Source organism: Meridianimaribacter flavus, assembly GCF_004366715.1.
Taxonomy (GTDB): domain Bacteria; phylum Bacteroidota; class Bacteroidia; order Flavobacteriales; family Flavobacteriaceae; genus Gaetbulibacter_B; species Gaetbulibacter_B jejuensis.
In genome coordinates, this window is sequence record NZ_SOQZ01000003.1 from 64,521 (window position 1) to 77,680 (window position 13,160).

Genomic DNA, 13,160 nt, shown 5'->3' on the forward strand with positions numbered 1-13,160 from the left:
TTTTTGAAGCCTTTTTTATTTAATTATTAACTGAAATTCTCACGCCTTCACTATGGCTACTAAACTCTGGTGCATACATACTTTGAATGGTTGTAATACCATTACTCATATCTCCAGAATTGTTTACACGTAAGTCGTATTCAAACACATAAATTCCTTTTGGCAAGTAATCAAAGAAGAAATTTGTACTTGCATCTTTGGTTGCTTCATAGTAACCTAATCCATCTTGCCATTTGTATTGCGACATTACATTAACAGGTTCTAATCCTGCTGCTCGCATATCTTTCATGTGAACAAATTCCATAGCGCGATCACTACGTAATTCTATACGTACACGAACCAAATCGCCAACTTCTAAATGAGTTTCAGAAGTAATTTCTGTAAGCTCTTCACCAGTATCAGTATTGTTCTTTTTAAATAATTTCTTCTGAAGTTTTAAAGGTGTTTCAGCAGAAGTAATCTTATCTAAATCTTCAAAATATTGCCAGTATAAACTTCCCCAAGCAATGCCGTTTCCTTTTTTGGTGAGTTTTACTTCTGCCATTTCAGGTTTAATTTCGGTAGTGTTCCAAGATGTTTTATAATAACCAGTTCCTGCTTCAACTTTTACGGTTTCTAATTTTGAAGGCTCAATAGATTTATTACCTAAAACAACATCAACCATTTCGGTAACGCTTAACCAATCGCTGCCTTGTAATAGCAATGCGTAAACTGCTTCGGTAGTTGCTTTTGTGGTTTTCCACTGATTGGTTTGCTTGTTTTTAAGTAACCATATTTTTAGGTTGTCTACAGTTTTGGTGTCATTTTCAATCTCTGAAAACGCTTCAATCAGCAACGCTTGTGTTTCAATAGGAGCTTGATACCAATACCAAGAGCTTGTGTTTTCTTTCCAGTACATACCTAATTCTTCTGAAGTAATACTGTTTTCTTTCAATGACTTTAAGATTTTAGAAGCTGTTTTATCATCTTCCATTCTATGTGTAATTAAAGCCATTAATCCTTTAGCATACAACGAACGTGACAACCAATATTTTTGTATTTGTGTGTGGTAATATTTGGTAATGTCATCAACTTCTTTTGATGTTTTAATTTCAGGGAAAAAGCTACGCATATACAAATAGTGCAATTGTGTAAAGCTTAAATGGTCTTTACTTAAATCTACTTTGCTGTTGTATTTTTTAAGGTCTTTATACTCTTTTACAAATTCAGTATCTAGATATTCTATAGCATGTTCTATCATAGATTGCTCTTCAAAACTAGAATTTACATTTAAGTGTTTTAAATGCCCAAAACCAGTAATAATATGCTGCGTAATGTAACGGTTTTCGCGACCGCCTTTAAACCAAGACCAAGCACCATTGCTCATTTGGTTTTGTTGTAGTTTACGTAAGGCAGATTGCAATTCGTTGTTCATTTTATTCATGTCAAACAACAAAGCGATACGTTTCTTTTGTTCGGTTTCACTTAGCGCATCACGTAACCAAGGCGTTTCTTGAATAAGAATAGATTTTAATTCTTCATTTTTTTCAAGATTGCTGATTAATGCATCTGTGTTTTTCCACTGATTGAAAACCTCTTGTATTCTAGGATTGCTGTTTGCAATATGACTTGCCAACGCATTTGCGTAGTAACGACTAAAGGTTTGCTCATTACAATCATACGGATATTCCATAAGGTAAGGCAATGCTTGAACAGCATACCACGCAGGATTAGAGGTCATCTCTAAAGTAAGCTTATGATGTTTTAAGGATGTAGATGCGTTGTTTTTAAGCTTGTCTAAAGTAAACGTTCTGGTTTCGTTACTTTTTATCCACATCGGTAATGTTTCGGTGACTAACATTCTGTTGGTTAGCACAGGTAATGCACTTTGTTCACCATCACTAAAATCACCAGATTTTGCTATAATTTTATATTGAATAGCACTCACATTATCTGGAATGTTTAGCGTCCATGACACTTGGGTGTTACCTTTTGCATCTACTGAAAAGGTCTCGACTGCGCTCGACCTGACAAGTGTTTGTGTGATATCTTTCCCAGAAATAGCATCTGTTAACTCTAATTTAGCTTGTCCTGAAAGCGCTTGTTCAGTAAGATTAGCAATTTTGGTGCTAATGGTAATAACATCACCTTGACGTAAAAAGCGAGGTGCATTTGGTAACACCATTAACTCTTTTTGAGTTACGGTTTCAAAACTACTTACAGCACTATGAAGCGTTTTGGTATGTGCTAAAAGTTGCAATTTCCATTTGGTTAAGGCTTCTGGTGTTGTGAAATTAAAACTCACATTTCCGTTTTCGTCAGTTTGTAACTGCGGAAAGAAAAAAGCGGTTTCTTGAAGGTTTTTTCTAATTTGAATATTATCAGTATTAAGGCTTTCTGTTTTTTCTAAATCACCTGCTTTACCTACTAATACTTGACCTAAAGAATCTGGTGTTTGTTCTATATCTTCAGCTGTAATAGTTTGAATTGAAGATGTTACGTTTGATTTTTTTTCATAACCATAAGCAATTGTAACAACTTCATCTAATTCCATCTCTTCAGCAGAAAAAGTTCTCATGGATTCTTCTCGTAACTCTAAACCAGCAACTCGTCCTCGTAACATGTGATAATTACTTCCAAAAGACAACCCAAACCAATTAAGTTGGTCGTACTGTTGCTGCTCAAAACGTTTATGAATTAGTGAAGGGTTAAACACTCTAAAACCTTGTGAGCCAAAACTACGAGACGCATTTCGGTTATGGTTGGAGTAATAGATTGGTTGTTGTATTGGGTTAAACGTCCAGTTGTGAGCTTTAAATTGGTCTAAAGAGGCATCGTACATGCTTGCCAACAACTCAGAACTTACTTTTTCACCTTTAGAACCTTTAATTTTAAAACTCCAAGTTTCATCAGCTCCAGGTTGTAGCTTATCTCTAAAGGTTAGGGTTTCTATCTCTAAATCGGTTTTAGGATATGGTACAGCAATAGGCAATGTTGAACTCGCAAAACTGTTGTAAGCCGCAAAACTATAATGAATAGCAAAACCACCAATGTCATCACTAGTTACAGGAATAGTAACGGTTTTTTTAGTGTTGCTTAACGGAATAATAAATGTCTTGATGATGTCTTGGTCTTTCTCAACTTCAAGCGTTACAATTATATCTTCAGCAGCTGAACCTAAAGTGACCAATACATTTTGATTGGCATTATAAGTTGACTTGTCTGTTGTAATACTGAATAGCTGATTGTCTGCCAGGGTTTTGTCTTTATCACTAAACAATGTAGTTTTAGCTTGGTCTTTTACCAATTGACCAAACTTGTCTTCACTTTCTAAAACAATAATGTATTGACCAGATTCCCATCTTTTAATTGTACCCAGTTTAACCTCTTTTAAGGTTTCGGTATCAAATGATTTGGTCAACACAAGTGTTCCTTTTTCCCAATTATCTGGATTATGTTCGTTACTATAAGCTTCATGTGGAAACTTGCTTATAAATTCTTCTTTAGAAATTACTTGATAATCAGGTGCATCCCATGTACGCTGTCTTAAAACTCTGTCAGGAGCATTTAATTTATATACTTTAAGTGTTCCTTTAGCAGCAACAAATTCACCATTAAGGTTTTTGGTATCAATACTAATAGTGTGGTCTTTTTTGTTCTTGTCTAATGTGTCATCAACCAAAATGGAAGCCATTAATGCATGGTAGCCTACATTAACAATAGTTGTGGCACTGCGAGTTTCACCATTTAAGTCGGTAACATCAGCAGTAATTTCATAATTGAAAACAGGTAAACTACTTTTATCAACACTTTCATCAGGAAGTGCTTCAAAGGTGATTTCAAATTCACCTTTGCTGTTGGTTATACTTTCACCATGTGTTATTTCTTGAGGTTCGCTATTAAACCAAGGACGATACCAATAGTACCAATCAGGATATTGTACTTTTCGATGTACACGATAAACCACTTTAGCATCAGTAATGTTGCTTCCTGCATAAGCTAAAGCAGTTCCTTTTACAGTTACCGAGTCGTTTACTTTGTAAGTTTCGGTAACAGGATTAAACTTGGTTTCAAACTTAGGACGTTTGTATTCTTCAACCGAAATTGAACTTGAAGCATGAATATCGTTGCTGCTAGCTTCTAAATCAAGTGAATAATGACCAGTAAGTCCGTTACTAGGTATTATAAATTCTCCTGAAACAGAACCAAACTCATTGGTTTTGAGTTCCAGTTCTTTTACAACTTCATAGTTGGTATCATACAGTACAACGCTTAATTTTTCATTTGTTAAAACCTCAGATTTTCCATCTTTGGCTTTCATGGCTATGCTCTTAAAATAAACGGTTTGTCCTGGTCTGTATATACTTCTATCAGTAAATAAAAATGCTCGGTAAGTGGTTATGATATCATCACTCCAACCATAATTTCTTAAATAAAATCCGTTAAAAAAAGCGATTTCGCCTTTGCGTTCAGCATAAATACTAAGGTCATAGAAGAAATCATTTTTATGCTTTTTTAGTTTGAATTCACCGTTTTGGTTTGTGGTTAATTCTTCGGTAATGTAACTGCGATTATAGTCTTTTTTATAAGAAATTTTAACGTCCAAACCAGCAATTGGTTGTCCATTTTCCCTTTCAATAATTTGGTAAATATGATGGGTTTTGTCTGATTTTTCAACAACTGCCATATCAGTGACCTGAAGGATTTGGGTTGCAAATGTCTTGTCTTCATTATCAACACTTGCCATTATGATATACTGACCATTGTTTAATTTTGGTAAAATGACTTCGGTAGTGTGCAATTGGTAATCATTTTCATTTTTCAATTCTACTTGCCATTGCTCAGTAACTTTTAGTTTATTGATGTAGTTTAGGCGTTCTTCAGCATCATATAATTTGTTATAAGCTGTAGCTTCTGAACTAGTTACTTTATAAGCTTTAAAATGCAATTGGTCAATGTTTTTATACTTTACCAAAGCTTTGCCATACTGCTGAATTTGTAAAAAGCGTTCAGTAGTAATTTGAAGGTTACTTTGCAAAATCATACCTTTAAGAACTTCACATTTTTCAGCACCTCTACTTTCAGGAAATTTTTGTATTACTGCGTTACAAAGTTCTAAGGCTTCTTTAGTTTTCCATCTCACATCCGCATTTGTCTTAGGTACATACTTATTGCCTTGTTGATAAAGTGTCCAAGCAATGTGGTAACTATATAAAGCTGAGGTTTCATGTGTGTTCCAAAGCTCTTGTGAAGCTTTTAAGGTATCTAGAAGAAGATTTTCAGTGTTTTCTAAAATGCTGTTTTGAGATACAAACAGTAAACGGTCAATATCTACGTCAACTAATGCATAAGGTTCTTTATCTTTTACGTGAAATTGTATCAGGTCTTGATAAATTTTGAGCGCATGCAATTGTAACGATGTAGAATCTTTTGATGTGATGTTTAGGTTAGCAAATGTTTTGGCATCACTTAAATAGTTTGCATTGTCAATTTCAAATTGATAAGCAGGTTTGGTAATGCTGTTTTCGTCGGTTTTATAAAACGCTAGTGCATTGTGATTTAAAAGGTCAAAAAGTGTTGGTCTGTAACGTTTAGATTCAGTTGCTTTAAGCAAAATATCATCATAGTTTACCAAAGGTGTTTGCTGAAGTATGAGTCCGTTTTTTAAAGAATTTTGATAATGCAAATGAATGTCGTCAAACAAGGTTTGTAAATCCCAAGTCCTAAAATCGGTACTATCCACTTTAGTTTCAGTATGCGTACGGTTGTAGAAAAGGTATCTGTTTTGCTGAAAATATTGCCAATACATTGTGGCAAGCATATTTTCCAATACATTTTTAACAGGTGTTTCGCTAGTGCTAATTTCAGCTTTAAACTCATTAATAATGTTGAGCTGCGCATCTTCTTCTAGCGTTAAAGCATATTTACTTTTGTAGATAAGTGTTTTAATATTTTGTGGTGCGTTGTTGTCTTTTTTGGCAAGTGTTCTTATTTGCTCCACAACTTCTAAAGCCGATTTTGGTAAACCATCGGTTTCAAACTGACTGACCTTTTTCCAGAGGTCGTCATAATTATTGGACTGAGCATGTGTGTGGTTTGCAAAAAGAATTATCATTAAAAGTGCTATAAGTTGTTTCATAAATATGCGTTTTCTTCAAAACTAACTTCAAAATGTATTCCAAAAAACGATGAATTAGTAAAGTATAGTATTGGTTGAGTTAAAGTAGCCATTTTTTAAGAGACTAAGAAACTGAATTAGGTTATAAAAACAATAACATTTGAATTTGAAAGTTTAGATTTGTAATAGTAATTAAAGACGTATGAAATTATTTTTTGCTTTTCTTTTATTTCCATTGGTACTGATTGGACAGTCAAAAACTGTAGAGCAGATTCATACGCTTTTAGACAATAATCAACTTGAACAAGCAAAAACCTTAGCGCTTAAATATCATAAAGAAAACCCAGACAATCTCGAAGCTATTGAAGTTTTGGGTGATGTTTATGGCCACCAAAAAGATTGGGACAATGCTATAGAGAACTATGAAAAATTGGTTGAAGCTAAACCCAATGTAGCTAATTATCATTACAAGTATGGAGGTGCTCTTGGTATGAAAGCTAAATCGGTTAGTAAGTTTAGAGCGTTAGGCTTAATTGGAGATGTTGAAGACGCATTTTTAACAGCAGCAAATTTAGACGCTAACCACATTGACACTCGTTGGGCTTTGGTGTATTATTATCTAGAGGTTCCTGGCATTATAGGTGGAAGTTCAAAAAAAGCAATGAAGTATGCCAAGGAACTCTTTGCCATTTCTCCAGTTGATGGATATTTGGCAATGGGTCATGTGCATGAAGACGAAAAAGAATATGGACCAGCTGAAAGCAATTATAAAAATGCAGTGAGAGTAGGAGGTTCTATAAAGTGCTACACGCATTTAATTGATTTGTATGAAAAGCGAGAAAATTATGAGTTGGCAATAAAAACTATTAACGAAGCCTATGCGAGTCTTAAAGATGAAAGTTTGTTAACTCGTAAAGCTAAACTTGAAAGCAAGCGACCTTAACCCAAGCTTGAAAAATATAGAAAAACTTGTGACTTCAAACTTCGGTCTTCCAGCATCAATTAGTATATTTACTTTTTAATTTAATCCTGTGTTAACAGGAATTTCTCGAAGTAACATTTCGAATTATTTTTTACTATGAACGTACATTTTATAGCTATAGGTGGTGCAGCAATGCACAATTTGGCCATTGCATTACATAACAAAGGTTATCAAGTAACAGGAAGCGACGATACTATTTTTGATCCTTCAAAATCTCGATTAGAAAATAAAGGTTTGTTACCAGAAGCTTTTGGTTGGTTTCCTGAAAAAATTACAGCAGATTTAGATGCAGTCGTTTTAGGTATGCATGCTAAAGCTGATAATCCGGAGTTGCTTAAAGCACAAGAATTAGGCTTGAAAATTTATAGTTATCCAGAGTTTTTGTACGAACAGTCAAAAGAAAAAACGCGTGTTGTTATTGGTGGAAGCCATGGTAAAACCACTATTACGTCTATGATTTTGCACGTGATGCATTACCACGATCGTGATGTCGATTATATGGTTGGTGCACAACTTGAAGGGTTTGATGTTATGGTAAAACTCACAGATGACAACGATTTTATCGTGTTAGAAGGTGATGAATATTTAAGTTCACCAATAGACAGACGACCAAAGTTTCACTTGTACAAACCTAACATTGCCTTGTTAAGTGGTATTGCTTGGGATCATATTAATGTATTTCCAACCTATGAAAACTATGTAGAGCAATTCAGCATTTTTGTTGATAGTATTGTACGCGGTGGAAGTGTGACGTATAATGCTGAAGATACTGAAGTTGCTAGAGTAGTAGAAGCTAGTGAAAATACTATACGTAAGCTACCATATTACACACCAGAATATACGGTTGAAGATGGAGAAACCCTATTAGAAACTCCAGAAGGTCCTTTACCTATTGAAGTATTTGGAAAGCACAACCTTAATAATCTCGCTGGTGCCAAATGGATTTGCCAACACATGGGAATTGACGAAGACGATTTTTACGAAGCTATTGCAACCTTTAAAGGAGCGAGCAAACGTTTGGAGAAAATAGCTGAAAGCGAAACCAGTGTTGCTTACAAAGATTTTGCGCACTCACCAAGTAAGGTAGAAGCCACAACAAAAGCGGTTAAAGAACAGTACAAAAACAGAACGTTAGTTGCGTGTTTAGAACTGCATACCTATTCTAGTTTAAACGCTGAATTTTTAAAAGAATACAAAGGTGCTCTAGATGCTGCTGATGTTGCAGTGGTGTTTTATAGTCCGCATGCAGTGGAAATTAAAAAGCTAGATGCAGTAACACACGAGCAAATTGCGAAAGCGTTTGAGCGTGATGACTTGATTATTTATACCAATCCTGACGATTTTAAAGACTACTTATTCTCTCAAGATTTTAAAGACAACGTCTTGTTGTTAATGAGTTCTGGGAATTATGGAGGATTGGATTTTGATGCCATTAAAGGATTGATTGGGTAAGTTTGTCATTCCGCACTACGATGCGCGGAATCTATTTTGTTTCTTTGGGTTTTAAATCAAATAATATAATAAACCAAAACCCTTTTCGTTCTAGGAGTATATCAACCAACAATACTTTTTTATAAAATAGAACTACGTTATTAATCGACTAATTTTTTCAAAAATGAAACGTAGTATTTTCTTTCTAGCTTTTTTAACATTGGTCTTCTCTTGCAATTCAGGTGATAGTTCACAACCTCAGTCTGAAAGCGAAAACAATTTTTACGCCTTAACTGTAGGTAATTTATGGGAGTATAGATGGTATGGCATCGATAATGAGGGGAATGAAAACCCAATGGATTTACATGAAACAATTTCAATTGTAGGAATGGAGGAAATCAATGACAATTTATATTATAAATTCAGTCGAACAATAACTGGGAATTTTAATGGAAATTATGGTTTTGTGCCAGAAAACGGAGAGCATTTTGAATATTATAGAGATTCCTTAGGGTATTTAGTTAATAGTGAAGGAGGAATTAAATTTTCTAACAATATTAATGACTCTTTTATAATATATCCTTCTTATGAAGAGAATTCGGGAATAGTAAATAGTATTGCAGAAACTCAAGCTGAAATCGTTATGTATGATACCGAAGCAGGTACTTTTGATTGCCTTGAGTTAATAGTATCTTTTGTAAGGGATGATGGCTTTATTTATCCTGCTAAAAATCGCGTTTATTATTCTGATGGAATTGGGTTGGTTAAAGATGATCATGTTTTTCTTTCAGCAGAAACTGCTGGTTACTACAGGAAATTACAAAGTTATTCTTTTCAGTAACTGAGAAATCAAAATATATTATCCAAAAACGCTTTAATGTTATTCTGGTTTTGTTTAATCAGTTCGTCTTTAGCTAATTCAAAATCTTTTTTATTTCGGTTTTGGGATAGTTTAAACTTGCCTTCCCAAGCAGTAATTGTAATTTTAAAACCCTTTACATAAGGCAGGTATGCATCCATTTTAGGGTTGTCAGGTTCTAGTACATACGCGTTATCAGGTTCAAGAAACTCGGTCATAGCAATCATGCTTTGCTTTATGGCTTCAGGATTATCAATTTCGGCAACCGTTCCTTTAAGATGTACTTTTACATAATTCCATGTTGGGAGTTGTTCGGTACTGTAAATACTTGGCGATATGTAACATTCAGGTCCAGAAAAAATAACCGTTACAGCTTGGTTATTCTTAAGTAGTTCGGCTTGCGGATTAAACATATCTAAATGGCCAATAAGGGTTTCGTTTTTGTAAATTAAAGGTAAATGCGTTACTAAAGGTTCATTGTTTTTCACCGAAATAAGCGTCGCCAAAGGATACTGTTGTATCACAGCAATCATGTGTGCTTTATTGTCATCCTGATGTATTTTTGGAGGATAGGACATTACACACCAAATTGTTTTAAATGATGGTCAAGATGCTTATACTGCATTTGTCCCCATTGTTCTGAATTAAACTTACCAAACATAGGATGTTCAGGCCACTGGGTTTGCGTTTTTTTAGCGTGAAACTTATCAATTTCAGTGAGTAACTTTGATTTTTCAGGATCAAATTCAGTATCAGTCGTAACTACAAATTCTTTAGCTGTTGGTAATCCTTGTTTCCAAGGTTTATCATTGTATAATGAGGATTTAAACATTGAAAACAACGCACGTTTAAAGGCATTTGGTCTTTCAAGTTTTAACTCGCCTACAGCAACCTGTAACGGAAACTGGCAGTGTGTTAACATTTGAGAGACATTCATTTTTCCCCATTGTGGTTTGTGAGTTGGTGATAGTTGTTCTAAACGAGATTTTATTTCTGTAACTGCGTCTTCTGAAAACAATGATTTCATAATAAGTTTTTAAAAGGTTGAATGGATAAAAAATTGCTTCTGAAAGTTACAATATTTATCTTTATGCTATGCAGGAGAAACCCACTTCATTTTCTATAAAGCATTGGAGTCAAGACGACCAACCTAGAGAAAAGCTTCGCGATAAAGGTAAAGCAACGTTAAGCGATGCCGAATTAGTAGCTATATTGATAGGTTCAGGAAATAAAGAAGAAAGTGCTGTAGAGTTGTCTAAACGTATTTTAGCAAGCGTTGGCAATAACTTAAACGAACTTGGAAAACTATCACTCAAACAATTGATGGATTTTAAAGGTATTGGTGAAGCTAAAGCCATTACTATTGCAGCTGCTATGGAATTGGGACGACGACGTAGAGGAGAAGAAGCGCTAGAAAGAAAGAAGATTACCTCAAGTATTTCGGTATTTGAATTGATTCAACCTGTTATTGGCGAGTTGCCACATGAGGAATTTTGGATTGTATATTTAAACAATTCTAATAAAGTAATTCAAAAGCAACAATTAAGTAAAGGAGGCATTACAGGAACTCTAGTAGATGTACGTTTAGTGATGAAAAATGCATTAGAGCTTGGTGCTACAGGACTTATTTTAGCACACAATCATCCCTCAGGAACATTAAAACCTAGTGAAGCTGACAAGCAACTTACCCAAAAACTGAAATATGCAGGAGAGAGTTTGGATATAAAAGTGTTAGACCACTTAATTATTACCGAAAAAGCATACTTTAGCTTTGCAGATGAAAATATCTTATAAGTGCTATTAGTTTTCACCCATAAAATAACACCAAGGTTAAGCTATGCTTTTAAGCATATATGCACAAGAATTTTAGGTGTTCCAGTAAGTTTTACCACAACTATTGAAGAGTTTATAGCTCATGAAAGCTTAAAGATTTCGTATGCTAAACAACCGTTGAGCAATGAGATTTTTATAAGAAGTCATGAGCTGTTGTTTGAACAAGGACTCAACGATGTAGAAATACACGTGCACGATTGGGACACTACTAAAGCATTTTTTAGTACTTCAGAAAAAAGTAGTTTGCCTTATGATATTTTTGCAGCAACTTTTTACCTGTTAAGTCGCTATGAAGAATATTTGCCGCATGTAAAAGATGAGTACGGACGCTTTTTAGCAAAAGAAAGTTTAGCCTTTAAAAACGGATTTTTACACCAACCTGTAATTGATATTTGGGCATATAAATTTAAAAGTGTGTTGCAAGCTCAATTTCCAGATTTTGAATTTCCAAAGAAGTTGTATTCCATTCAGCCAGTTGTTGATGTTCCAATGGCATACTACTTTAGGCAAAAAGGATTGCTACGAACCATTGGCGGAACTTTAGGCGATTTGTTTAGGTTTAAATTCAGGCAGTTTTACCAACGCTATTTAGTGCTTTTTGGATTTCAAAGAGATCCTTATGATACGTTTAAATGGATTATCACTAAGCAAAAACAAACTAAGTTTAAGTTTGTTGTCTTTTTCTTGATAGGCGATTATTCAACCTATGACAAGAATATTAATGTTAATAGAAAGCAGTTTGTATCGTTGATAAAATCGGTTTCTGATTATTGCAAAGTAGGACTCAAAGCCTCTTATTTTGCTTTGGAAGATATTGAAGTGTTGAAAAAGGAAAAGAAAAAAATGGAGTCTATTGTCAATTATGGTTTAGAGGCTTCAAGACATTCGTTTTCTAAATTGAACTTACCAGAATCTTACAGAAACCTTATTGAGCTTGAGGTAAAACAGGATTTCACAATGGGTTATATTAACGAACTAGGTTTTAGAGCAGGAACTTGTACACCTTTTCAGTTTTACGATTTAGACTACGAAGTGCAAACACCTTTGCAAATCAATGCATTTCATTGTATAGATTATGCGTTGCTAAAAAGGCAGTCTTTTTTAGATAAAAAGCAAGAACTAGAACGTTTAATACAACAGGTGAAGCAAGTAAATGGAACCTTTACACCTGTATTTCATAATTATACCTTTGGCGATGATGTACGTTGGAAAGGATTTAGAGATTTATTTGGTGTAATTTTAGATTCAGTAGATGATGAATAGTATACGACATGTATTTTTTGACCTAGACCATACACTTTGGGACTTTGATAAAAACTCAGCGTTGACTTTTGAAAAAATTTTTAAAATACACAATGTTGAGGTTGAAATTGACCGTTTTTTAAAAGTGTATGAGCCTATTAATTTAAGCTATTGGAAGCTTTACCGTGAAGAACGAATAGATAAGGAAAACCTAAGGTATAAAAGACTAAAGGACAGTTTTGATAGTATTGAACATACTATTGAAGATGAAGTTATCAATAAACTATCAGTGGATTATATTGAATACTTAACTTCTTTCAACCACTTGTTTCATGATACTTTAGATATTTTAAACTATTTAAAACCAAGGTATAAATTACATATTATCACTAACGGATTTCAAGAAGCTCAAGAAAAAAAGATGAAAGCATCTAATATTCTTCATTATTTTGAAACCGTTACCAACTCTGAAATGGTAGGTGTAAAAAAACCAAACCCATTAATTTTCAATTTTGCTTTGGATCAAGCTAAGGCAAAACCAAATGAAAGTATTATGATAGGAGATAACTATGAAGCCGATATTCTTGGTGCTTTAGATGTTGGGTTAGAAGCCATTTTATATAACATCCACAAACTAAAACCAGAGGCAAACATTAAAGAAGTTGATACATTATTACAATTAAAAAACTATCTTTAACTATTGTATATAAATATTG

At 34.0% G+C, this 13,160-nt stretch carries 9 protein-coding genes; 6 read left to right on the top strand and 3 right to left on the bottom strand.

What is annotated here, in order from left to right:
* Nucleotides 1–19: 19 nt before the first annotated feature.
* Nucleotides 20–6,118: an alpha-2-macroglobulin family protein gene (locus tag A8975_RS07345; protein ID WP_134199478.1), complete on the bottom strand. Its 6,099-nt coding sequence runs from the start codon at nt 6,116–6,118 to the stop codon at nt 20–22.
* A 181-nt stretch (nt 6,119–6,299) separates the two neighbouring features.
* On the opposite strand from A8975_RS07345, the gene A8975_RS07350 reads away from it, so the two are divergent.
* The 3 genes from A8975_RS07350 to A8975_RS07360 all read left to right on the top strand — a co-directional run bounded on the left by A8975_RS07350 (nt 6,300) and on the right by A8975_RS07360 (nt 9,351).
* Nucleotides 6,300–7,040 carry a tetratricopeptide repeat protein gene (locus A8975_RS07350; RefSeq protein WP_134199480.1) on the top strand — a complete coding sequence of 247 codons (741 nt, stop codon included), beginning with the start codon at nt 6,300–6,302 and terminating at the stop codon, nt 7,038–7,040.
* A 135-nt stretch (nt 7,041–7,175) separates the two neighbouring features.
* Nucleotides 7,176–8,531, top strand: a complete 1,356-nt coding sequence (locus A8975_RS07355; protein ID WP_134199482.1) for a UDP-N-acetylmuramate--L-alanine ligase — start codon at nt 7,176–7,178, stop codon at nt 8,529–8,531.
* Between the two features lie 163 nt (nt 8,532–8,694).
* Nucleotides 8,695–9,351: a hypothetical protein gene (locus A8975_RS07360; protein WP_134199484.1), complete on the top strand. Its 657-nt coding sequence runs from the start codon at nt 8,695–8,697 to the stop codon at nt 9,349–9,351.
* Between the two features lie 8 nt (nt 9,352–9,359).
* Here A8975_RS07360 and A8975_RS07365 read toward each other — a convergent pair whose 3' ends face one another.
* Nucleotides 9,360–9,947 (bottom strand): FMN-binding negative transcriptional regulator, encoded by a 588-nt coding sequence (locus A8975_RS07365; protein WP_134199486.1) that lies wholly within the window; start codon nt 9,945–9,947, stop codon nt 9,360–9,362.
* Nucleotides 9,947–10,396, bottom strand: coding sequence for a DUF1569 domain-containing protein (locus A8975_RS07370; RefSeq protein ID WP_134199488.1), 450 nt, complete (start codon nt 10,394–10,396; stop codon nt 9,947–9,949). Before A8975_RS07370 ends, A8975_RS07365 begins: the two co-directional genes overlap by 1 nt.
* Before the next feature lie 68 nt (nt 10,397–10,464).
* On the opposite strand from A8975_RS07370, the gene radC reads away from it, so the two are divergent.
* The 3 genes from radC to A8975_RS07385 are packed head-to-tail and all read left to right on the top strand — an operon-like array spanning nt 10,465 to nt 13,141.
* Complete coding sequence (gene radC / locus A8975_RS07375) at nt 10,465–11,163, top strand: RadC family protein (RefSeq protein ID WP_134199490.1); 699 nt, start codon at nt 10,465–10,467, stop codon at nt 11,161–11,163.
* The gene (locus A8975_RS07380; RefSeq protein WP_134199492.1) at nt 11,164–12,465 is read left to right on the top strand and encodes a polysaccharide deacetylase family protein; all 1,302 of its coding nucleotides are present in this window, start codon (nt 11,164–11,166) and stop codon (nt 12,463–12,465) included.
* Nucleotides 12,455–13,141 carry a YjjG family noncanonical pyrimidine nucleotidase gene (locus tag A8975_RS07385; protein ID WP_129761453.1) on the top strand — a complete coding sequence of 229 codons (687 nt, stop codon included), beginning with the start codon at nt 12,455–12,457 and terminating at the stop codon, nt 13,139–13,141. The genes A8975_RS07380 and A8975_RS07385 overlap by 11 nt, the downstream gene beginning before the upstream one ends.
* The last annotated feature ends 19 nt before the right edge of the window (nt 13,142–13,160 follow it).

Coding starts and splice junctions, on each gene's coding strand:
- A8975_RS07345 (WP_134199478.1), bottom strand. CDS start 6,118: ATGAAACAACTTATAGCACTTTTAATGATAATTCTTTTTGCAAACCAC.
- A8975_RS07350 (WP_134199480.1), top strand. CDS start 6,300: ATGAAATTATTTTTTGCTTTTCTTTTATTTCCATTGGTACTGATTGGA.
- A8975_RS07355 (WP_134199482.1), top strand. CDS start 7,176: ATGAACGTACATTTTATAGCTATAGGTGGTGCAGCAATGCACAATTTG.
- A8975_RS07360 (WP_134199484.1), top strand. CDS start 8,695: ATGAAACGTAGTATTTTCTTTCTAGCTTTTTTAACATTGGTCTTCTCT.
- A8975_RS07365 (WP_134199486.1), bottom strand. CDS start 9,947: ATGTCCTATCCTCCAAAAATACATCAGGATGACAATAAAGCACACATG.
- A8975_RS07370 (WP_134199488.1), bottom strand. CDS start 10,396: ATGAAATCATTGTTTTCAGAAGACGCAGTTACAGAAATAAAATCTCGT.
- radC (WP_134199490.1), top strand. CDS start 10,465: ATGCAGGAGAAACCCACTTCATTTTCTATAAAGCATTGGAGTCAAGAC.
- A8975_RS07385 (WP_129761453.1), top strand. CDS start 12,455: ATGATGAATAGTATACGACATGTATTTTTTGACCTAGACCATACACTT.